Raw genomic sequence first — 21133 nt, forward strand, 5'->3', positions numbered from 1 at the left:
GTTAAAAACGGATCTATTCATCATGTCACATCACCTACTTCCGATTTAGTTGTTCTCAATGTAGCAAAATATTCTTAAATTGTCAATTGAATTCTAACAAGCATGTATCCCCTCCCCTCCTGCATACAATAAACCAGTCCACTATTTATGAAGGAGATGTTGAATTGTCAAAAATCATTTCTATCAGTACATACCAACCACCGTACACATTACAACAGACAAATGCCGAGGAGCTAACAAAGGAGCTTTTCCATGCAAAAATCCCTAAATTAGAACGCTACTTAAAAGTTTTTGAGAATGGTGGTATTGCAACACGCCATTTTTGTGTACCGCCTGAATGGCATCGTACTGATCATTCCTTTGAAGAACGCAACGATTTATATATTGAACTAGCTACACAATATAGCGTTGATGTCATTCAAGCCTGTTTACAAAATGAAGCGTTTTTACAATCACCGGTTTCTCCTAAAGACATTGATGCCATTATTTTTGTAAGTAGCACTGGTATTTCCACACCAAGTATTGATGCACGAGTTATGAATAAACTTCCTTTTTCAGACAGACTTAAACGTATTCCACTTTGGGGACTTGGCTGTGCTGGTGGTGCGGCCGGTGTTAGTAGAGCCTATGATTTTTGTCGTGCCCATCCAGAAGCAAAAGTTCTTGTCGTTTGTGTTGAGCTTTGTAGTCTAACCTTTCAGCCAAATGATTTTTCAAAAAGCAATTTAATCGGTGCCTCTCTTTTTGCAGATGGAGCCGCATGTATACTCGTCTGTGGAGATGAAGTGAATATCGCAGTAAAAAAACCAATACCTGCTATTATAGGGACTGGCTCTAAATGGATGCCCGATTCAGAAAATGTTATGGGCTGGAATATTAAAAACAATGGACTCCATGTCGTTTTTCAGAAAAGTATTCCTGCCATAATCACCAATTGGCTCGGCCCATTCATTGAGCAATTTTTATTGGAACACGAACTATACAGTGAACAGCTTAACCATTTCATTGCACATCCTGGCGGTAAAAAAGTGTTAAAAGCTTATGAAGATACTTTGTATCTAGCTTCCAAAAAAACCGATATTTCTCGGGAAATATTGAAATTTCATGGAAATATGTCATCTCCTACGGTGCTATATGTATTGGAGCAATTTATGTTACACGAAGGACAAGTAGAGGATACTGGTTTACTAGTCGCTCTCGGCCCTGGCTTCTGTGCTGAAGCTGTATTACTTAAATGGAGGGAGTAGCATGATTATTTACATTATTTTGATCCTCGTCATTCTACAAAGATTGACAGAAGTTTTCATTGCAAAACGCAATGAAAGATGGATGCTTTCACAAGGGGCATATGAAGTTGGTTCTTCTCATTATCCATATATGGTTTCTTTGCACACCGGTTTCTTCCTATTTTTAATTATTGAAGTAGTTACTAATCATAAAAGTTTATCGCCTCTATTTCCGTTATTATTCTTATTATTTATTGCCGTTCAAATATTACGCATTTGGTGTATCCGTTCATTAGGGTCTTTTTGGAACACAAAAATACTCATATTGCCGGATGCAAAAGTTGTACGAAAAGGTCCTTACACATTTATGCGTCATCCAAATTACGCTGTAGTTTGCTTAGAAATTATTCTACTGCCATTAATGTTTCAAGCATATTTCACAGCATTTTGCTTTACACTCTTAAATGTAACAATGCTGTCTGTGCGCATTCCAATTGAGGAAAAAGCTTTGCGAGATGCTACAAATTATAATCATGTATTTCAAAAGAAGATTTCGGAATCCTAATTTATTAAAAGTCAATAACTAATTCATTTAAGTTGTTATCTTAGTTAATTTATTAGAATGTTGCACATTTTAATGACTCTTTTAAGACGACATCCATCTATATGATGTCGTCCTGTTCATTCCTATACTTGCAGTTTTATAGAAAAGATTGATTAAAATCATCTCCCCTCTAGAGATTCCTTAGTTGAGAGATGGTTTTTTTATTGTATATTTATGTTAATATCACTATGGATATTGTGAAGAAATGTACTTAAACTAACGGAGCAGCTTAGTTGAATAAGTAAAAAATTACATATATGAAATAAAGCAATACATTGTTAAGATTTGATAGGTTAAATATTCTAAGGAAAAATCTTTAGAACGAAGGGAAGTATCTTAATGTGTGGATGGGGAGAGATTCTTTCAGGTTTTATCCTTATAGATAAAGCTCAAATAATTAGTGATACCTAATTAAGCAGTTATACCGTTTTCCCTGGTTTAACGTTCCAAGATGTTTCTGAATGACTATTATATTATGATCTGTAGAGAACCCTGTAGCTCATCGGAGAATTTGCGATAAGCTACAGGGTTCCTTTATTTTACGAGAAATTCTTTAATATATTTAATTACTCTGTAATCAGTATCGCCGCTGGGGTGTTAAGCGAGCCAGCTGTAGAAGTATAGACTGGATGTGTAACACTAGTTCCTTTAGGTACAGTAAATGTAGCAATCCGAACACCTTGGGTATTGGAAGACAGTGTAGGAATACCTTGAGTTGTACCGTTGTTCCAACGTACAGCACCGCCGTATGGACCTCCACGACCTGTCAAATATACCTTTAATGTCTTATCGGCTTGAGTTGGGTTTTTGAAAGTGATATTCGCCTTGTAAATAACACCATAATGCCCCTTATTAGTTGCTACAGCATCACCAGGCGAATAGCTAGTGTCTTTAGTCATTAAGTTGTCATTATCGCCATTATTTATGGAGAAACTTTTATTGCCGTCTCCGACAGTATATAGAGCAGCAGAGCCACCTGAAGTACCAAAGCCGTCGATATTGGAAAAGTTCCAAGAACCACGCGGATGAGTCCCAACTGGTGACACAACTGCATTTTGATTACTACGAAGATCGGCAGTAGTACTTTTAGCAGCTACTGTTCTGACTTTATAAGACATTGCAGAACTAGACGATAAAGTAAACTCAATAATTCCACCTACCAAATAACCATTTGGTACTTTCCATTCTTTAACTAATCCAACTTTCCCCGCTGCAATGGAACTATCAACCGGAGAACTAGGAGTTAATGTATTCCCGAGTAAAGCTTTTGCGGCACATTTCCCATGAGCTACAAAGCCGGTAATAGTATCGATACAGTCTTTAACACCAGAGACTTTATAAGTACTGCCACTTGAACCATTACCAATGGTAACACCGAACTTGATAGTCGCACCCGTGTTATTTAGATGCCAAACAAACATCCGATAAGTTACACTCAATAATCCAGGTGCAGTATCTGCCCAAAGCGTTGCATAACCATTAGTAAATGGAACAGAGCTACTAATAGTCTCTGGATTATCAGACAAGAAAAAACGTTGATTATTACTTGCTTTACCGTATAACTTTAAAGATGGTACAACATTTGGGATTGTCACAGCAGTTAAATCAGATTGAGAACATGAAGCCATTATTATTTCCTCCTAAAAGTTATTTGAGATGTGAGACTAGTGGATGTCGTTGATTAAGGTTATCCACGAACCATGTTATCAACGATTTTTCGCTCTCATATAATTAAAGTGTTTAAGAGGGAAAAAAAAACAACCTTCATTTTATTTTTTTTGAACTAACGACGCAGTTTAGTTGAAGAGTGTTGTTTAACTTGTTGTTCAACAATCGGGCCATATTATTGAATAACAGCCTTTTATGAAATGTTACCAAACGACGCTTTGGAGGTTTTATATATACTATAGACTGGAATTCATAAAGTATTTCGGAAGGTGGTGTTGTTAATTGGAAAACAAAGAAATAATACTTAATATCTTAAATGAAATCAAAAATGGAAATATACCTGTTCATACAGATTATAATTTAAATTTAGACATGTGGGCAGATCTTATTGAGTATATGCATGATAGAACATATATTGCTGATGTTACTATTTATTGGTTTGGGGATGATGATACATATTACGATGAAAGAGTTCACTCTGTTGACCTATCTAAAGCCAGACTTACAACTTTTGGAGAAAAATTTTTAACTGAAGAAATGAATTTTCACCTTGTGCCATTACTTGTCCTAAATGTTACAGACCAGCCAAAATCTTCTTTTATTCCACGTTAATCGCCTCATAACATAAAAAAAAAATGGCTGTTTCACCTTACTTTTGAAACAGCCTTCCATAATACTTTATATAGTTTCATCAGCATTTATTTCCATAGTTAGCTCGTTTAATTTGTGTTCCAAGTCATCAAGCAAACGTAATTTATAATTCAACTGCTTTTCAAAATCCATTGATTGAGCCAATACCTTATTTACTTGAGCATCCAAATGTGCAAGGAACTCTGGATTCATCATTGTTTTTCGATCTAAAGAAAAGCTATGTTTTTTTACATCCGCTAATTCTTCCGATAATTTTTCTATTTCAGTACTTTTCCCCTCTATTTCTAAGACTAAATGCTTATTAAGAATGTCTAAATCGGCTTGTTCTAATTGAGATTTTTCAACGGCTTCAATCATAATCTTCATTTGTTGGCTTATATCCTTTGTAAAAACATTCAACTTATTTTCAAGGCCTTCCAGAATTGACCTATCATTAGCATCTGAATTCATAGAAAACAATTCTTCTTTAGTGAATTTTAAAGATTCCTTTATTAATTTATTTTCCGCACGCAGTTCTTCTAATTCTTTTAATAAACTCTCTATCGCCGAAAGTTGTTTTTTCTTCTGGATTTCTCTTGCTTGTATATCGTCGTAGTAAGTTTTTATCTTTCTTTCATGGTCTCTCTTCTGCTTTAAAAGCTCCATCGAAAGCTCCTTTTTCTGATCTGTTAATTGAACATTTTCTCGCTCTAATCTCAGTACTAGTGAATAATAATCACTATCTCTGAGCCTTTTAACTTCATTTTTATATTTCGCTAATTCGGCTCTTAAAAAAATGATCATTTGCTGCAGCTGAACAGGATCATTGTTTTTAACAATATCATTATCCACACTTGCACCACCTATCACGACATTTTTCTAAGTAAACTAATCACTTCTTCAAATTGCTCCTTACTATCCTCTAACATCTCATCAAGCTGCTTAATAATCTTAATTTCTATTCCCTCATCACTAATTTCTTCAGCTTTGCTCTTTTCTCCTGACATTAAATAAGCAAGAAGTAGATTCAAAGTTCCTTTCTCGAGATAAGCAAAGCTGTTATTTTTCGTATTACTATAGTTAGATAGATTCGTAAGCTGTTCCTTTATTAGTTGATGGACAACACTATCTATTTTTTGATTTATATTTTCAGACTCACTCATTTTCATCCTCCTGTGTATGACTAATTCCATTGAGATTAATAGGATTTAAGACAACGACACCATCTTTTAGCTGATCACAATATGTAAAACCCATGATACTTCCTGAATAAGAAAAATTATGACCCCATTTGATTTGAAAGTTAGGGAATGATAGTGTTTCGTTTGGCTCCAGCGTTGTTTTTCCTATAGGTCTAAGCCAGAATTCCTCCTTGCTTGATTGATCATTGATTCGCTCCCAGCTACTGTTTCCTTTTAAATTTGGTGCGAAATGTTCATAGACATACCTTCCTGAGAATGAGAATGGAGATTCTTCAGGCAGTTTTATACATAGATACGGATTTGTTATAGGCTGATTACCTATATTGCGAATATGATAAGAGCCCAAGCATAAGCTCTCCTCATCAGGATTATAAGAAATATTGAACGAGGATGTGAAATAACTTATGATGTTGACACTATCCGGAATAAAAAGCTTCTCAACCGTTTTTTTAATTTCATGAACATAAAAATCCGTTTGTTTTTTTAGTTCATTTATTTTTTCTTCTACACGATCGATGCGAGTAAGCATAATCAGTACCCCTTTGCTAATAATATTGAATTAACCAAAGCAAATTCAAACTTCTTTTTATGGCTGTTACGTCCTTCCATAAAAAAAAAGAGAGGATTATCCTCTCTTTACAATATGATTTTCTTCTATGTGTTAGTACCATTAACCGACAGACGGGAATACAGCAGGGCATTGCGCTGGGCGAACTACACCCGGACATGCGAACGGTAATTCTGCTCTTGGCTCGCAGAAAGTTGCTAAGAATTCCACAGTAACTGGGAATGTAGATTGAATACTTTGGCAAACAGATACAGTAATAGTTAATGCAGAAAACGTAATTGTACCTGCTCCAGCTGTTAATGTTCCAGTTGTACACACGAAACAATCTAAATCTGTGAATAAAATTTCTACATCTGTCCCTTGCGGCGCACATAATGTAACTTGTTCGCAACGAGAAAGTGGAATAGTATTGCTTGTGAACATAGTGCCGTTCGGTAAACAAACAACTATCGTAAGAATAAAATTCTTTTGAATAGTTAAATTTTGAAGACATACAGTTGCACCATCAATTGTGAATTGGCGATTCTCACGGTTCAAGATCACAATAGGATTAGTTGTTGATGGAACTACCTTACATGTAACTACTGCACCTGTTAAATCAGTCGTTGGCGTTACTCCTGGAAAAGTAATTGGTCCAGTAGGGGAAAAATCAAAAGACATTTCCTTTACAATCCAGTCAAATACCTTATCGACGTTGATACAAATTAGTTCTTGCGCCTGGGATGGCATATTCTCTAGCATCCTTTTGACACCTCCATAAATTTTTTATCTTTCGTTTGTATCATATGTTTTCTAGCTATAAGTGTATGGGCTAATGAATAATTTGTTTTGATTTTTAATCAATGATGCCTCGGCATAGTTGCCGCTGTCGCGCAGGCAAACAATGCGTCCGGAATCGGCTTTGCACTTAGCCTGCAGATGTTTTCTGTGCGAAAGCGTAGCAGTAGAGGGCCGACACGATGTAGGTCATTTCAGTAATGCCACAGGCCGTGGCGTCTTAGACTGCGTTTCTCTATTTCAGTGGGTGTTTGGATACCCACCGAAAAGTAGCTTAAATACGCATTCATCTCTCCACCTATAGAAGCGTGAGACTTCTGTACCTGTCGCTACGCTTCGGTACAAAAGGCATTTGCTAAAAGAAGTTAAAATTCTTCAGTAACAGTATGTATCATTTTTACTTACATCTCCTCTTCTAATGAAGGAACTAAAATATTCAAAAGGATTGGTATATTTGTAACAGAAAGTAACTATTTTTAATAAAATATTAATGGACAGAAAGGGGTGAAATGCAATGGAAGATTCAAAATTGTACTCCACTCAAGAAATTGAAAAATTGAAGCAAAGGATAGAAGCCTACAAGGATACGTTAACTTCATTAAGAATGGGAACTTCAATTGAAGATTCCCTATTTATGAAAATGGATTTTGATGAGATTAAAACACAAATGGCATTTTTAGAAGAGCTTACTGAAACAATGGGTGATAAGCAAGAAAATTCACAAATCCGAGGCTATGAGGAGCAGGTAAAGTTTCTATCGGCACAAATTGAGTCTCTGAATCAAACGATTGAGGGCAGGAACCGAGAAATACTAATGGTTTTAAACAAATTACTCACGATTGAAAATACTGAAGCTTTAACCACTATACCTAAAACGGAAAACACATCTAAATTTATTGCTAACGGTGTACAAAGGGACCCAATCATTACACAGACAACAAATCAATCGGGGATTACATCAAAACAGCCATCTTATAAAATGTTACAAAGTCTGGCAGGTAAAGCTACAAATGCGCAATTAGATGGTAACAATAGCATACCTTCTACTCGCAACGGGAATCAAAGAGATGTACCCGAGGAACGCCATTTTAATCAACAATACTTTCAATCAATAAATACTCATCCAAGCCAAATATATAATGGCTTATATAGAAATACCACAACCGAATCCACCTTCCATTTTAAACACGCTACAAGCACGCAGGAAATTCCAGTTAATATGAATGAATCTGCCTTACCATCCGACAATGCCTCAACTCCTGACAATTACAGAAAAAAAAATACTGCTGTCACTGTAGATGAAATGAACTCAGAAATAACAAATAAGCCTGGCAATCATAATGCAGTTGAAACTGTTAATGAGCCTGACATCCTTGAAGTAGCTGAAACTATTAATAAGCCTGTCATTCTGGAAGTAGCTGAATCTGTTAATGAGCCTGTCATTCTGGAAGTAGCTGAATCTGTTAATGAGCCTGTCATTCTAGAAGTGGCGGAAACTGTTAATGAGCCTGTCATTCTAGAAGTGGCGGAAACTGTTAATGAGCCTGTCATTCTGGAAGCAGTTAAAGTGGTTAACGAGCAAGAGGACACAAATAAATCCCCTAGTTTAAAAAGTAATGAATGTGAATTTTTCGAACCTTCATCAGGGGTAGAAACCCAAGCACAAATTGAAGAAGTAAACAAGCAACCCGAGCTAAAAGAAGAATCACCTGAAGAAAGCCAGAAAAAAAATAAGGGTTCTTTGTTTTTCAATTTCTTTCGAAAATGGAGTTAGTTTAAAGTTGTGGTGTACAGTCTATGGAGATTTTACGATAAATCCGTCCAATACGTATGAAAATACATATTGGACTTTTTTCTGTTCAACTAACATTTTAGTAGAATGTCAAATTAATTAACGAATACTTGCCATCGACAAAAATCACCTCTAAAGAAGCCCCAATATTTCCGCATATAAAAATTGCAATAGAGTTAATTGCCCTAACCCTATAATCTTAGCTGAATAGAATAATGAAGAAAGGGGGTGTAAAAATGTGTATGAATTGTATGAATTCAACGTGCGGCGGCTGCGCAAATAAAAATGAGTGTACTGCACTCGGTCCTTTTGAAGCTATAGAAGCTGCATGTATTACTACTCCACCAGCAACAGGCTCGATCATCCCATTCGCATCAGGAACAGTTCCTGTTATTTTAACATCAGTTCTTGGTGGCGCGATCGGTACAGTAAGTATGGTAGGATTCGGTACGTCTATTCCAGGGGTAACTCTTACTGGTACAAATATAGACTTAACAGCTGCTACAGGAACAGAAGCCTTTTCAGTTCCACGTGCTGGTACTATTACATCTATTTCTGCATCATTGTCTGCAACAGTTGCTGTAACCCTTACAGGAACAGCAACAGTCAGAGCACAAATTTACCGCGCGGTTGCGGGAAGTAATGTTTTCAGCCCTACAGATGCATTTGTTGATTTAGCACCAGCTCTCTCAACAATAGCAGTAGGTACTATTACATTTGGTACTAGAAACGTTACACCAGTGCCAGTAGCTGCTGGTGATCGATTACTAATGGTGTTCTCCATTACTTCCTCAGGGATTGTTGCTACTGTTACTGGTAACGCAAGTGCAGGAATTAATATTGTATAAAAATTTATGTTCGTAAGTTAGATTAAAGCTACCATACAGTATCATTATCCGTGTAACATACGATAATTACTTGAAAACAATTTCAAAAGTAGGCGATTTTCTTCAAGATTAGGAAATCGCCTACTTTTCGCTCTAAAAATATAGTTGTTATTTCGCTAAAGCAATCTGTATATGTGCTAGATGATGCTTTCCATGCCAAGCATATAGTGCTACAGCTTTTTCAAGCGTCATTAATCCTGAATCAGGATGATGAAATGCTCGTTGTAATTGCTCTACTGTTAAGCTTGTCAGCAAATAAACCCAGCGTGCATGTAAGCCCTCAATCATTTTATAAGATGTCGAAACAGGCATTTCCGAATCCGGAAGCTGTGCCCATTCCACTTCGTTATAAGGTTTAATTGTCGGAGTATCCTCTGTTAAAGCTAGCTTAAAACGGATGTAGCTATTCATATGACTATCTGCAATATGGTGGACAAGCTGCGTAACAGTCCAACCATTTTCTCGATAGGATTTTGTTAAGGCTTGTTCACTTGCTCCGCTAAGTGCCTCTGCTAGTTGTGTCGGTAATAGACGAATATCCTCTATCCAATCCTTTACTTGCTGCACTGTCACTACTTCCGGAAATTGAAATTGTCCAATTGGATATCGTAAATCGGTCATTTAACTATCCTCCATTTCTATTTTCTTACTTTTCATATTACCAATTTTATATTTTTCACGCTATTCACCTTAATTTTTTTAAGTAAAACCCTCATTTTGTAAGAATTTCTGCTTACAAAACGAGGGTCACATTATGTGGAATATTAACTTTTTATTCAGTAATATCATAAATTAACGTATCAAAGTAGCTCCCATTCGTATAAAGTAAAATTGCCCATTCTCCAGGCTTCGGGATTGTCACATTTGAAGGTGCATGAGCATCTGCACCATTAGCAGGTCCTCCAAGCCCTATAGTCCAACCATCTACTAAAATAGGATGCACTGTTTTAGAATCTTTATGATACCCGACAATTGTTAACTTGGTATCTTGACCTTCTTCAATTCCCCAAATATGCCACATCCATTTTTGAGTGTTTAAACTCGGCATATCGGCACCGATAACACCCGATTTATTTGCATTACCAATAATACCTCTCTCTCCAAATTCAGCTGCCTTTTGGTACCAATCAATTGATTTAAAGTCACTTTCTTGCACAAAATCAGGTAAATCATTTGGCAGAGCAATCGCTTTCTCGCTCATTGTACAGCCTGCCAACAATAACAACACGGTTACCATAAGTACCCATCGCCTCATTACTACACTCCCTATAAGTTATGGCTATTTCCTATGAAACGAATTTTTCACACAAATCGTTACAGAGTATTCAGAAAATTTGGTACGAACTATTATTCTATAGACTTCATCACAAATTTAGCTAACGACTTTAACGGATGAGTAATCGTTAACGTTGACTCTTTTTCGAATCGCCGTGCAGCCTCAACCATTGAAAGTTGTGCAACTAAAATTTGCCGTTGCTCCTCCGCTAGATGATGAAGAGTTTGTCTAATAGCGTTATTATACGCTTCCTTTTTTCCCTGCATAATCAGTTCAAACGTATTGTCGATAACTTTTGCTACTACATCTACTGTTTTTTCATGTTGCTCAGCGTATTGCTGAAGTCTGTTCATCGTACCTTCTACGGTTTCTGGATTTGTAAAAAGAATCATTTGAGGCTGTTTTTCTTCACATACTGTTTCAAAGAACGGCTCATCTATTTTAATAATTGGAATAGAAAGTTCCAGCTGTTCTTTCTCTAACAATGCAATATAATTCGTGCACGTTATTAAAATGGCATCCATATCACAACTTTCCATCCATTTGAGTTGCTCTTTCACCTTAAAAACTAACCTGTCTGCCCCTTTCGATACTTGAAGTATAAGACCTGGATCCACAAAATGGACTAGTTCTACGTTCTCAATGTTTTGAAATGCCTGTTCTATATACTCAATATTTGAATGATGTGCATGTAAACAGCCAAGCTTTTTCCTCAAGAGCAGTCCCCCCTAATTCGTAAGCTGTTTCTCCATTGTCGCCACAGAAAGAGAGAAACCGTTACGATTTTCTTCCTTGCTCTCTTTTGTGACAATATAACCTAATGAGCGATATAACTCAATATTTCTTGGTACACTCATACGCACTTTACATTCACTAATCCTTTTTCCTTTCGTGCGCGCGAATTGTTCAAGCTCAGCAATTAATGCTGTAGCCAATCCTTGTCCTTGCTTTTCTGGAATTACAGATAATCTAAAAAAATAAATTCCTTGGGCACTAAGTGTAAATCTTACCATTGCAACTGGTTGTTCATCGATATAACCGATGAAGGCATGCTCTCCTTTCTTCATCATCGCCTGTTCAATCGATTCAATCGTTTCATTTAATGCACTTGATGGTGGTGTTGCATGTTCATACTCTTTAAAGGCTTGTAGCATAACGTTATGAATTACTGAAGCATCCTCTACTTGTGCTAAAATAATGTTCATCTGTCAACACTCCTTTCATGGTTAAAAATACATTATAATGAATTTTTAATCATAAATAAACCGCATTACCTTAAGATAATGCGGTCACCACTCTTTATTTTTTGTTCACAAAACGTATTGCTCTACTCATAACAGTTGGAACGATTGAAGCATGATTTTCCTCCAACGCTTCATAGAAGGAGATATCCATGATATTCTGCAATTTACTCGCGATTTGTTGTGCATCATCAACCATAAAGGTTTCCAGTTCTCCCACACCGATGAATAGTTTTTCATAAGCAAATGGACGCTCTTTTAAAAATGTTGACGCATAACCTACTAGTTCATGCTCATTCCACCAAATAGAAGGACTAATCGCTATATAGCGTTGGAAACTTGCTTGATGATGGAATAATTGCCAAAGTACAAAGTAACCCGCTAATGAATGTCCAAATAGTGCTTCATGTTGCATATTTACAGGGAATTGAGCCTGAATATTTGGCTTTAATTCCTCCTCTAAAAATCTACTAAAGTTCTCTGCACCTCCATGTTTCTCATGGCCCTTACCTTTAAACCTAGCAGGATAAGTATACGTTTCGGCTTGTCCTGTAAAATCATAAAATCGTCGTTCATGCATGTCTGCGCCATGCCCAATGCCAACGACAACGGCTGGTAAAACTCCTGTTTTAGGTGCATTACGACTTTGTAGGCGAACCGCTTCCTTTACAAGATGAAAATAAGACGAGCCATCTAATACGTATAAGACTGGAAAGCCTCCTTCTGGTACTTCTCCGTTCGGTACATAAATATTTACCGTATACGTATAATCCGTAAACTTCGATACAATTTGCTGCGTCATATAATCAAGTGCTTTCACGATTTTCTCCTCAATCATTTGTTGGTCTCCTTCATAACATCATATCCATAGCATACTGGTGTTTTCGTAACTGGATCTTCCATAATACGTGCATTAATATTGAAGACGTTCCGCATAACATCTGCACATAAAATTTCCTCAGGTGTTCCGGTTTTCATTACAGCCCCCTGTCGCATTGCAATTAAACGATCGGAATATCGTGCCGCGTGATTAATATCGTGCAATACCATAACGATCGTACAATGATGCTGCTCGTTTAAATTTTTCACAATTTCTAACACTTCTAACTGATGTGCCATATCTAAATATGTTGTCGGTTCGTCTAATAACAAAATACTTGTTTCTTGCGCTAAGGCCATTGCAAGCCATACACGCTGGCGTTGACCTCCAGAAAGCTGAGCAAGCTCTCGATTTCGGTACTCCATTGTATTTGTCACATTTAAGGCCCATTCAATCATTTCCTCATCCTTGTTTGTTAAGCGATTAACGTTATTTCGATGTGGATAACGACCATAAGCAATGAGCTCTTCAACCTTTAACTGACCTGGCGCAACAGGAGTCTGAGACAAGATAGCTAGCTTTTTCGCAATTTCCTTCGTCGATAAATTTTGCATGTTTTGATCCTGTAAATAAACCGTGCCCTGTTGCTTCTTTAATATACGACCAATTGTTTTTAATAGTGTAGATTTCCCACATCCATTGGGACCAATAATGGTCGTAACCTTTCCTTCTTCTATTGTTAAATTCAAGTCTTCAAACACACGAATCTGCTCATAGCCAGAAGATAAATTTTCCATTCTAAATGCAGTTTGCACACTTTTTCCTCCTATGCCTTCGATTTCACTAGTAAATATAAGAAGTACGGAATCCCAATAATCGAGACGACAATACCAACTGCCAGCTCAGACGGCGCAAATACTGTTTTTCCTATAAAATCAGCTAATATAAGCAATCCCGCGCCTATCAACGCACTTACTGGCATGACATAACGATTTTGTATACCAACAAGCTGTTTAGCAATATGTGGTGCCATTAATCCAATAAAACCGATACTACCTGATACTGATACACAGGCACTTACTAAGCCGACGCTTGCCAATAACAGCTTCATTTTCTCTTTTTCTACCGCTATTCCTAAGCTAGTAATACTATCCTCTTCTAATTGAAAATAATCGAGCAAATACGATTTCCGATAAACATAAAAGCCTAATAAAATAAGCCACGGTAACATTGTCACAACAAAGATCCAGTTTGCATTATAAATAGAGCCTGCCATCCAAACAGCGGCAGCTTCATAATCTTGAGCATTCATTTTCAATGATAAAAACAGTGACAATGCCCCAAAGCCACTATTAATCGCAATCCCCGTTAAAATTAGCCGTTGCATATCTAAATGACCATTTTTTCGGGCAAATGAGAAAATCAACATAGCTGCCATCGCACCACCGACGAATCCAAAAATCGGCATCATCAAAATCGATAACCAGCTACTATAATCAGCGGATGTGAGACGTAATTGAAAGAAAAACATAAATATGACCACCGCTGCACCAGCCCCAGCATTGATCCCTAAAATCCCAGGATCTGCTAGTCCATTACGCGTAATGCCTTGTAGCACAACACCTGCCATCCCTAGGCCAACACCTACTAATGCTGCAATAACAATACGTGGTAAACGGAATTCAAAAATGACAAGATCGAATTTTGGATTTGGTTCAATGCGCAGCAATGTTTTTAAAACATCCATCACCGACATATCAAAGACACCATTTGTCATATGGAGATAGCTGGCACCTAAAATAAATAACACGAGTATGGAAACAGTCATAACAAATACACTTGAGGTTTTTTTACGCACGTTGTTCACCTCCGTGTTTACGAACTAAGTATAGGAAGAATGGGACACCAACCAAGGCCGTTAATACGCCGATTGGAGTTTCGAATGGATAATTAACAAAGCGACTGAGTACATCACAGAGCGCTAAGAAAAACGCACCTACTACAGCTGCACAAGGAATGATAAAGCGATAATCGACTCCAACAAGGAAACGTGTAATATGAGGAATGACTAACCCTACAAAGGCTATCTTTCCTACAAGTGCAACTGCTGTACCTGTTAAACAAACTACAGCAAGCATACTAATAATTTTCACTGCTTTTGTTTTTTGTCCAAGTCCAATAGCGATATCTTCTCCTAGTGAAGTTATTGTAATAGCCTTAGCTGATAACAGTGCAAGAACTAAACCAATTAATCCAAATGGAACAGCTAACATGAGCATATCCATATCCACCATATGTACCTTTGTGTTATACCAAACACTTACCGTTTGTGATACTTGGAAATACATCGCAATGGCTGTAGCAATACTGCTTAAAAACGTACCAATGACCGTTCCAATAATGGCCAGCCTTACTGGTGATAAACCATTTCGAATTAAAGAGCCAAAACCAAAGACAATCCCTGCCCCTAATGCTGAACCAAGCATTGAAAGTAGAATCATTTGGTAATTAGGAAGCCCTGGGAAAAATACTATTGCTAACGTAATCACAAATGCTGAACCATCATTAACTCCCATTAATGATGGGGACGCTAAATAATTTCGTGTAATACCTTGCATCACTGCCCCAGCTACTGCTAAAAATGCTCCAACTAGTAACACTGCGGCAATTCTAGGGATGCGTCCTGTTCGAATAATTTGGTGATCCACATTTGAAGGGTCAAATGCAGTAATCGACTGCCACACCGTAATTGCGCTAATGTCTTTTGTGCCATACATAACAGATACTAATGCCACAACCGCAATTAGGAATGGAGAAGCTGCTACTATTGAAAATGCCACCATGTTTGTTTTTTTCAATTTCCACACCTTTTTCTATATCAATTATGCCTTTAAAAGGCTGGTAATAGCCTGGTGATGCCACCAAATCTACTACCAGCCTGTCTAAACTATTTAAGTAATTTTTCAGCTGCGATATCTAAGAATTTCACCTTAGACCATGCAGTACCACCTTGTGCTAACGGTTCAATTGCATTCACGAAAACCTGTTTATTTTGTGATGCCTTTAAGCTTGCGAAAATCGGATTTTTTTGTAGCTCTTCTAACGCTTTTGGTGCGTCAGCATTTTCTGATTCCTCGAATTGAAGGAAAATAGCATCAGGATTTACCTCTGCTAATGTTTCAAGCGATAGTTCGGCCTGTGCCTTTGCTGTTTTTAAAACCTCTGGTACCGGAGCCCCTAAATCTTCATATAAAACAGGGTTTAAGTAAACGCCTGCTGGATAGATATACATTATGCCACCACGTACCCGAATAACTAGAACTTGCTTGTCCGCTAATTGCTCTTTAGATTTCACTTGGGAATCAGCAACCTTCGCTTCATAATCAGCGATGATTTTTTTCGCCTCATCTTCTTTACCTGTAAGCTGGGCAAGTAATGTTAGATTCTCCTTCCAATTTGTAGAGACATGTGAATATGGAATCATCGTTTGAATTTTTTTAAGCTTTTCAGCCATTTCCTCAGGGTATTTTGAGGAACCTAAAATAACATCTGGATCAAGTTTAAGAATGGCTTCAGTATTCGGTGTCATTTTATTTCCAACAAGCTCAGCACCTTCTAATTCAGAAGCAAGATAGGAAGGAATTTTTCCACCGATATCAAGTACACCAACAGGCTTAATACCGAGCATTGCCGCATCTTCCATAGATTCTAAACTTGCAGCTACAATGTTTTTCACTTCTGCAGGAAGTTCATATTTTTCGCCTAAGTATGTAATCGTCTGTGTTTTCGCCTGATTTGTTTGTGTTTCTGTTGCACTAGTTTCTGCCGTATTATTTGTAGATGTATTAGACTCTTCCGCTTTATCCGTACCACATGCAGCCAAGGATAGAGCTAATAAAGCGGGTGCGCACATTTTAAAATATTTATTCATAGATTTATTCTCTCCTAACGAACTTAATTATATTGATAATGATAATCATTTTCATTTATAAGTCAATAGACTTTATTAATTTAATTGATATTCATTATCATTTACGGATACTATCCTAACAAAGAGAAAACCTGTTGTGAATGGACAATTTCATGAATCACATGGACTTTTGCCGATTTGAAACAACAAAAAAGCTGCTTCTTTTTTCAAGAAACAACTTTTTATACGTATTTAGCTTCCTCCATCATTAATTTCCGATAAGCTGTCGGGGACATTCCCGTACATTTTTTAAATACTCGACTAAAATAAAAGCAATCTACATAACCTACACATTCAGCTATTTCCGCTACTGGCGAATTGTCATATTTCAGTAACTCCTTCGACCGTCGTATACGATATTCCGTTAAGTAAATGCTAGGATTCATCCCAGTATGCTGTTCAAACAAATAGGCAAACCTACGACGCTCCACGCCAAATTCTTCAGCAATTTTCGAAACAGAAAGTTGTTTAGCATAATTCTCATGTATATACTGTAAAGCTTGCTCCATCTGCTCACTTGCCGTATCAAGAACCTTCACTTTTGCCGACATAAGAATGGCTTCCAAAAGATTCATAAATAGAATCTTTGCTTTGAATATTGACATATTACCTGGCATTGCTTGGCTTTCTATTAGCTGCTGTACATAGTCAATAATTTTTGTATGATAGCCTGTATTGATTAAAAAATGCTGAGCTGATAATGGATATTGAGGTATTTCTTCGGGAGGAATATGATAATGTACAACTGCATACTCCCATTCCTGATCGCTAGTAACTTTAATTTCGATTGGCATTTGTGGCCCTGCGTGTACGACCATACCCGGCTCCATTGCATAAGGGATACCGTTAAAGCTAAATATAGCGCTACCCGCCAGCGGCACAACCAAGCCACACTTCCCAGGAGCTGTTGTTCGACCAATATCTATTTGGCCCGGCTCCATTTTATTTGTAAAAACATCTGTAAAACTTACAGACGCATGTGCATAATAATCGATTAAATGCTTGATATCCACTTTATACCCTCTATATTCTTTAAAACTTTTTGTACTTGAGAAAAATGATGCAAATCATGATCTACTAAACTAGCAAAATAACCGGAAAGTGTTAATTCTGACGCACCTATTGTAAAAGGCTGCTGCCATTGCTTAACCACTATTTGATAAAGTGCGTCAATTAGTTGCTGTCTCTGAGTGATAAAATCGGCTATCGTTTCTTCTTTACTTTGTGCACGACTATTCCTTGCCGCACTAGCATTCATCTCTTCTACAGCCGGTCCTTTTGGTAAGCTTTCTTCTGTAAAAAGAAACGGTAGACGTTGTTTTACCACAAATTCATCCCACGGAGTAAGATGGCCAATGACCTCTGCAACCGTCCATTTTCCAGGCTCTATAGACGTGCGCCATTGTTCTTCTGTTATGTTTGATAAACTTTCCACAAACACGATAGATCTTTCATAATGCGAGATTATTTGATGTTTATCGTAATACAAGTCTTCAGCTCCTTCGCTTCATTTTAGTAGACAATCTGTAGCTTCGACCAGCTTAATTCCCACTGTTTGTTACGAACTCTATTCATATAAACCTCATGCATTGGAGAGCCTTTCTGAAAATATGGTGTAGGAGCGACAATCCCAGAAACTAAGTGCTTGATACCATGAGGTGCTGCTATTTCAAGTCTTCCATTAGTTAGCCTCACACCAATAGCTGTCGGTATTTCTGAAAAATGCGCAATGCCATCAATAGATGATTGATAAGGTTCACTATTATTTACTACATGCATTCTCGCTTGATTTTTCACAGACCAAGGCTCATTCGGTAAATACTTCGTCAATTTTTGTTCATACTGCTTCTCATATTTTTCTAAAGAGTTTACTTTATCAAAATATATTACATCAATATCGGCTAATGGTGTTCTGTACTCCTTTTTATGTAGAAAATCCCACACCTTCGAGCGAATAAATCCAGCGCATACCCATGAATCTGGTAATTGTAGCTTTTCTACAGTTGTTAAAATTTCCATCATCCATTCATCTGCTGCAATTAAGTTTTTTAGCTCTTCTTCTGTTTTTATCAGTTTCATTCACCTCAGAATTTGTCATACCAATGCTTGCGCTATTTCTTTATTAATGATTCTCAACCCATGTTCTTATTTTTTTAGCAACATCCTTAGGTGCTTCACGGAAAATATCATGCCCCGCATCCGTGATTGGTTCAATAGCCAAGTTCTTAACTCTTGTTTGCAAAATTTGAATACTCTTCTTTCTAGTAGAGTTTATTTCAGTTGGTTTTGTTGCGCGTATCAATAGAGCCGGGCAATGCACCTGTGCAATTATATCTGTGACAGGTTCTGCATAAATACCTTTTATGATAGATTGCCCTGTAAAAGTAGAAATCGTTAGTCTAATTTCTCCATCCTGTTCCTTAACTTGAGCTTTCGATGCCTCTTCCAGCTCTACTGACCATCGGGAAAGCTCTTCTTTTTCCGATTCAAAAAATACGTCCCATGATGGGAATCTTACTTCATCGCAAAATTTCTCTATAGCTTGTAATTCTGTTTCTAATGACATGCCAAGATCTTTCGGCGACAAATAACCGCCATCTAACAAAATAATTCCCTTTATTCGTTTAGGATATTTAGCGGCATAATGCAATGCCAAATCAGCCCCAAAAGAATGACCTATTAAATAATGAGATGTATACCCTAACTGCTGATTTATTGTTTCTTCTATGTTTTCAATCAAATTGGACGGAAAATAAGCCTTTTCTTCTTCCAAGGCTTTTGCATAGCCGTGTCCAGGTAAATCAAAAGTGACGAAATGATACTCTGATAAATGTTTTGCTAGTTCTCCAAATGCTTGGCCCGTACTCCCTAGCCCATGTAAAAAGATTAACGTTGGATTTTGTGAGTCGCCCCATTGATATATATTCTGTTTCACTGCTACCATCCCCTTCGCTCAATAATGACTTCCATTACTTACAATAATAACTATTTATATTTCAATTTCAAAGGGGCTATGCAGATGAACGTAAGCATAATAAATTAGGAGAGGTTGAAGCTTTAAGGAGACTGTATTTCGAGTAGTATTTAAAAAGAAAAAATCAGTTGTACTTTGTATAAATATCATTTATACAAAACGAAAAATAATATATTAGATTTATAAATTGTTTACCATTACCCTTTAACTAACAACATTAAAGGAGCCGCTTATGAAAAAAATTTTTATTTTCATTGTGACCGTTGCCATTGCAATAGGACTTTTTTATACAAAGCTTTCACTGACGCTCGTCGGTATCGGAGTTATTGCTGCTTTTATCGGTACACTTGCTGGAGGTGCTGGGCTAATTACGATCCCTGCTATGATGCTTGTTGGTATACCTATTCAAACAGGCATTGCTACGAATAAATTTTCATCGGGCATTGCAGCGTTGTCGAGCATCTTTTATCTTCTTTATCATAAAGAGCTTCGTCTAGCAGCTATTATGAAATATGTTGCTGTAGCAATTGCCGGAGGCGTGTGTGGAGCACTCCTAACAGTATCCATCTCGGAAAAAACAATGAATATTATTGCATGCATGCTACTTATTTTCGCCCTATTTATAACGTTGAAAAATAAAGAATGGACTATTAGCTCAGAAGAAAATAACACTAAACACAGTAATAAATTATGGCAGCCATTTTTAATTGCAGTTTATGATGGCGGCTTTGGACCCGGCTCTTCAACCTTCAGCATACTGCATTTTTTACGCTATCATTACTCCTACATAAAGGCTGTGCAGCTCACACGTGTACTTATATTCGGGAGCTGTACAGGGGCATTTTTAGTATTTTACCAAACTGGCTTTATTCAATGGCAATATGCAATAGCGATGGCAATAGGCTCCATTATCGGCTCCCAACTCGGACTTTTAATTCTACCGAAAATTCCGATAAAAGCAGCTAAAATACTACTAATAATCATCATTACATTACTACTTATTCAAGTAGCAATAAAAATCATTTAACTACTTAAATGTTCATGAATTAACTTCCATTCATTGTTTAGGACAGTAAAAATATTCGTTGCCCTTCCGCTACCTGATACAAATTTTCCGTTATGATAGCCCTCATAGTGGTATGTATAAATGCAGGTAGCTGATTGTTCATCAACCGTAAGCCACTGGACATTAGTAGCTGAATATATCTCTTCCTTTATCAAATTCCAAGCATTATTAAAATAAGCACCTATTTCTTCTAAGGTTATGCATGTTTTATCCGAAAACCAATACACTGCTTGCGGATGCAAAATTTCCTTTACGTTATTAAAATCATGGGAGTTTGTCGCTGCAATATAACTCTCTAAAGCTTGTTGATACGGCATGGTAATTCCCCCTTTTTACTAATATTAACCGGAATTCTACTACTTAGAAACAAAAAAGAATGAAATAGCAGAAGGTGTGACAAGACTATTTCAAACAGTTTATGATGAGGTAAAG

Annotated in this window: 25 protein-coding genes; 6 read left to right on the forward strand and 19 right to left on the reverse strand. The window is 37.0% G+C overall.

From position 1 onward, the window contains the following. Nucleotides 1-164: 164 nt before the first annotated feature. Together ABH966_RS07145 and ABH966_RS07150 are read left to right on the forward strand one after the other, a co-directional pair. A complete protein-coding gene (locus tag ABH966_RS07145) occupies nucleotides 165-1247 on the forward strand; it encodes a type III polyketide synthase (protein ID WP_370077109.1) in 1083 nt (360 codons plus the stop codon). Between the two features lies 1 nt (nucleotide 1248). Next, nucleotides 1249-1791: an isoprenylcysteine carboxyl methyltransferase family protein gene (locus tag ABH966_RS07150; protein WP_370077111.1), complete on the forward strand. Its 543-nt coding sequence runs from the start codon at nucleotides 1249-1251 to the stop codon at nucleotides 1789-1791. 605 nt (nucleotides 1792-2396) lie between these two features. Here the strand turns inward: ABH966_RS07150 and ABH966_RS07155 are convergent. Next, the gene (locus ABH966_RS07155) at nucleotides 2397-3458 is read right to left on the reverse strand and encodes a hypothetical protein (RefSeq protein WP_370077113.1); all 1062 of its coding nucleotides are present in this window, start codon (nucleotides 3456-3458) and stop codon (nucleotides 2397-2399) included. Between the two features lie 322 nt (nucleotides 3459-3780). Between ABH966_RS07155 and ABH966_RS07160 the strand changes: the two genes are divergently transcribed. Then, entirely contained in the window at nucleotides 3781-4110 is a 330-nt protein-coding gene (locus ABH966_RS07160; protein WP_370077115.1) for a hypothetical protein, read from the forward strand. A gap of 66 nt (nucleotides 4111-4176) precedes the next feature. On the opposite strand, the gene ABH966_RS07165 is transcribed toward ABH966_RS07160, so the two are convergent. The 4 genes from ABH966_RS07165 to ABH966_RS07180 all read right to left on the reverse strand — a co-directional run bounded on the left by ABH966_RS07165 (nucleotide 4177) and on the right by ABH966_RS07180 (nucleotide 6639). Further along, entirely contained in the window at nucleotides 4177-4980 is an 804-nt protein-coding gene (locus tag ABH966_RS07165; protein WP_370077116.1) for a hypothetical protein, read from the reverse strand. Nucleotides 4981-4994: 14 nt separating this feature from the next. Further along, nucleotides 4995-5291, reverse strand: a complete 297-nt coding sequence (locus ABH966_RS07170) for a hypothetical protein (RefSeq protein WP_370077118.1) — start codon at nucleotides 5289-5291, stop codon at nucleotides 4995-4997. Continuing rightward, on the reverse strand, nucleotides 5284-5859 hold the full coding sequence (locus ABH966_RS07175) for a hypothetical protein (RefSeq protein ID WP_370077120.1): 576 nt from the start codon (nucleotides 5857-5859) through the stop codon (nucleotides 5284-5286). The genes ABH966_RS07170 and ABH966_RS07175 overlap by 8 nt, the downstream gene beginning before the upstream one ends. Nucleotides 5860-6000: 141 nt before the next feature. Next, a complete protein-coding gene (locus ABH966_RS07180; RefSeq protein ID WP_370077122.1) occupies nucleotides 6001-6639 on the reverse strand; it encodes a BMQ_0737 family morphogenetic spore coat protein in 639 nt (212 codons plus the stop codon). Nucleotides 6640-7189: 550 nt separating this feature from the next. On the opposite strand from ABH966_RS07180, the gene ABH966_RS07185 reads away from it, so the two are divergent. Further along, nucleotides 7190-8449, forward strand: coding sequence for a hypothetical protein (locus ABH966_RS07185; RefSeq protein WP_370077124.1), 1260 nt, complete (start codon nucleotides 7190-7192; stop codon nucleotides 8447-8449). A gap of 254 nt (nucleotides 8450-8703) precedes the next feature. Beyond that, nucleotides 8704-9315: an exosporium glycoprotein BclB-related protein gene (locus tag ABH966_RS07190; protein WP_370077126.1), complete on the forward strand. Its 612-nt coding sequence runs from the start codon at nucleotides 8704-8706 to the stop codon at nucleotides 9313-9315. 147 nt (nucleotides 9316-9462) lie between these two features. Here ABH966_RS07190 and ABH966_RS07195 read toward each other — a convergent pair whose 3' ends face one another. The 13 genes from ABH966_RS07195 to ABH966_RS07255 form a co-directional block, all read right to left on the reverse strand. Continuing rightward, nucleotides 9463-9975: a YfiT family bacillithiol transferase gene (locus tag ABH966_RS07195; protein WP_370077128.1), complete on the reverse strand. Its 513-nt coding sequence runs from the start codon at nucleotides 9973-9975 to the stop codon at nucleotides 9463-9465. A gap of 151 nt (nucleotides 9976-10126) precedes the next feature. Then, entirely contained in the window at nucleotides 10127-10609 is a 483-nt protein-coding gene (locus tag ABH966_RS07200; protein ID WP_370077130.1) for a hypothetical protein, read from the reverse strand. A 92-nt stretch (nucleotides 10610-10701) separates the two neighbouring features. Then, a complete protein-coding gene (locus ABH966_RS07205; RefSeq protein ID WP_370077132.1) occupies nucleotides 10702-11346 on the reverse strand; it encodes a hypothetical protein in 645 nt (214 codons plus the stop codon). A 12-nt stretch (nucleotides 11347-11358) separates the two neighbouring features. Continuing rightward, nucleotides 11359-11835, reverse strand: a complete 477-nt coding sequence (locus ABH966_RS07210; RefSeq protein WP_370077134.1) for a GNAT family N-acetyltransferase — start codon at nucleotides 11833-11835, stop codon at nucleotides 11359-11361. Nucleotides 11836-11929: 94 nt separating this feature from the next. Next, the gene (locus ABH966_RS07215; protein WP_370077136.1) at nucleotides 11930-12709 is read right to left on the reverse strand and encodes an alpha/beta hydrolase; all 780 of its coding nucleotides are present in this window, start codon (nucleotides 12707-12709) and stop codon (nucleotides 11930-11932) included. Further along, nucleotides 12706-13488: an ABC transporter ATP-binding protein gene (locus ABH966_RS07220; protein WP_370077353.1), complete on the reverse strand. Its 783-nt coding sequence runs from the start codon at nucleotides 13486-13488 to the stop codon at nucleotides 12706-12708. The genes ABH966_RS07215 and ABH966_RS07220 overlap by 4 nt, the downstream gene beginning before the upstream one ends. 29 nt (nucleotides 13489-13517) lie before the next feature. After that, complete coding sequence (locus ABH966_RS07225) at nucleotides 13518-14549, reverse strand: FecCD family ABC transporter permease (RefSeq protein WP_370077138.1); 1032 nt, start codon at nucleotides 14547-14549, stop codon at nucleotides 13518-13520. Then, nucleotides 14542-15549, reverse strand: a complete 1008-nt coding sequence (locus ABH966_RS07230; protein ID WP_370077140.1) for a FecCD family ABC transporter permease — start codon at nucleotides 15547-15549, stop codon at nucleotides 14542-14544. The genes ABH966_RS07225 and ABH966_RS07230 overlap by 8 nt, the downstream gene beginning before the upstream one ends. An 89-nt stretch (nucleotides 15550-15638) precedes the next feature. After that, nucleotides 15639-16622 carry an ABC transporter substrate-binding protein gene (locus ABH966_RS07235; RefSeq protein WP_370077142.1) on the reverse strand — a complete coding sequence of 328 codons (984 nt, stop codon included), beginning with the start codon at nucleotides 16620-16622 and terminating at the stop codon, nucleotides 15639-15641. A gap of 221 nt (nucleotides 16623-16843) precedes the next feature. Then, nucleotides 16844-17674, reverse strand: a complete 831-nt coding sequence (locus ABH966_RS07240) for a helix-turn-helix domain-containing protein (protein WP_370077143.1) — start codon at nucleotides 17672-17674, stop codon at nucleotides 16844-16846. After that, nucleotides 17656-18150, reverse strand: coding sequence for a DinB family protein (locus tag ABH966_RS07245; protein ID WP_370077145.1), 495 nt, complete (start codon nucleotides 18148-18150; stop codon nucleotides 17656-17658). The genes ABH966_RS07240 and ABH966_RS07245 overlap by 19 nt, the downstream gene beginning before the upstream one ends. Nucleotides 18151-18173: 23 nt before the next feature. Continuing rightward, nucleotides 18174-18740: a nucleotidyltransferase family protein gene (locus ABH966_RS07250; RefSeq protein ID WP_370077147.1), complete on the reverse strand. Its 567-nt coding sequence runs from the start codon at nucleotides 18738-18740 to the stop codon at nucleotides 18174-18176. 43 nt (nucleotides 18741-18783) lie between these two features. Further along, the gene (locus ABH966_RS07255; RefSeq protein WP_370077149.1) at nucleotides 18784-19596 is read right to left on the reverse strand and encodes an alpha/beta fold hydrolase; all 813 of its coding nucleotides are present in this window, start codon (nucleotides 19594-19596) and stop codon (nucleotides 18784-18786) included. 271 nt (nucleotides 19597-19867) lie between these two features. Here ABH966_RS07255 and ABH966_RS07260 point away from each other — a divergent pair, with 271 nt between their 5' ends. Then, nucleotides 19868-20662 (forward strand): sulfite exporter TauE/SafE family protein, encoded by a 795-nt coding sequence (locus ABH966_RS07260; protein WP_370077151.1) that lies wholly within the window; start codon nucleotides 19868-19870, stop codon nucleotides 20660-20662. On the opposite strand, the gene ABH966_RS07265 is transcribed toward ABH966_RS07260, so the two are convergent. Then, nucleotides 20659-21018: a YybH family protein gene (locus tag ABH966_RS07265; protein WP_370077153.1), complete on the reverse strand. Its 360-nt coding sequence runs from the start codon at nucleotides 21016-21018 to the stop codon at nucleotides 20659-20661. The two genes, ABH966_RS07260 and ABH966_RS07265, sit on opposite strands and share 4 nt — an antisense overlap. Nucleotides 21019-21133 lie beyond the last annotated feature (115 nt).

Source organism: Lysinibacillus sp. RC46 (genome assembly GCF_041262385.1).
Lineage (GTDB): Bacteria > Bacillota > Bacilli > Bacillales_A > Planococcaceae > Lysinibacillus.

Excerpts from the sequence above, each read along its gene's own strand:
- ABH966_RS07210 (WP_370077134.1), bottom strand. The coding sequence starts at position 11,835 with ATGAACATTATTTTAGCACAAGTAGAGGATGCTTCAGTAATTCATAAC.
- ABH966_RS07150 (WP_370077111.1), top strand. The coding sequence starts at position 1,249 with ATGATTATTTACATTATTTTGATCCTCGTCATTCTACAAAGATTGACA.
- ABH966_RS07175 (WP_370077120.1), bottom strand. The coding sequence starts at position 5,859 with ATGCTTACTCGCATCGATCGTGTAGAAGAAAAAATAAATGAACTAAAA.
- ABH966_RS07220 (WP_370077353.1), bottom strand. The coding sequence starts at position 13,488 with ATGGAAAATTTATCTTCTGGCTATGAGCAGATTCGTGTGTTTGAAGAC.
- ABH966_RS07155 (WP_370077113.1), bottom strand. The coding sequence starts at position 3,458 with ATGGCTTCATGTTCTCAATCTGATTTAACTGCTGTGACAATCCCAAAT.
- ABH966_RS07235 (WP_370077142.1), bottom strand. The coding sequence starts at position 16,622 with ATGAATAAATATTTTAAAATGTGCGCACCCGCTTTATTAGCTCTATCC.
- ABH966_RS07180 (WP_370077122.1), bottom strand. The coding sequence starts at position 6,639 with ATGCTAGAGAATATGCCATCCCAGGCGCAAGAACTAATTTGTATCAAC.
- ABH966_RS07200 (WP_370077130.1), bottom strand. The coding sequence starts at position 10,609 with ATGAGGCGATGGGTACTTATGGTAACCGTGTTGTTATTGTTGGCAGGC.
- ABH966_RS07190 (WP_370077126.1), top strand. The coding sequence starts at position 8,704 with ATGTGTATGAATTGTATGAATTCAACGTGCGGCGGCTGCGCAAATAAA.
- ABH966_RS07185 (WP_370077124.1), top strand. The coding sequence starts at position 7,190 with ATGGAAGATTCAAAATTGTACTCCACTCAAGAAATTGAAAAATTGAAG.
- ABH966_RS07170 (WP_370077118.1), bottom strand. The coding sequence starts at position 5,291 with ATGAGTGAGTCTGAAAATATAAATCAAAAAATAGATAGTGTTGTCCAT.
- ABH966_RS07195 (WP_370077128.1), bottom strand. The coding sequence starts at position 9,975 with ATGACCGATTTACGATATCCAATTGGACAATTTCAATTTCCGGAAGTA.
- ABH966_RS07260 (WP_370077151.1), top strand. The coding sequence starts at position 19,868 with ATGAAAAAAATTTTTATTTTCATTGTGACCGTTGCCATTGCAATAGGA.
- ABH966_RS07250 (WP_370077147.1), bottom strand. The coding sequence starts at position 18,740 with ATGAAACTGATAAAAACAGAAGAAGAGCTAAAAAACTTAATTGCAGCA.
- ABH966_RS07215 (WP_370077136.1), bottom strand. The coding sequence starts at position 12,709 with ATGATTGAGGAGAAAATCGTGAAAGCACTTGATTATATGACGCAGCAA.
- ABH966_RS07265 (WP_370077153.1), bottom strand. The coding sequence starts at position 21,018 with ATGCCGTATCAACAAGCTTTAGAGAGTTATATTGCAGCGACAAACTCC.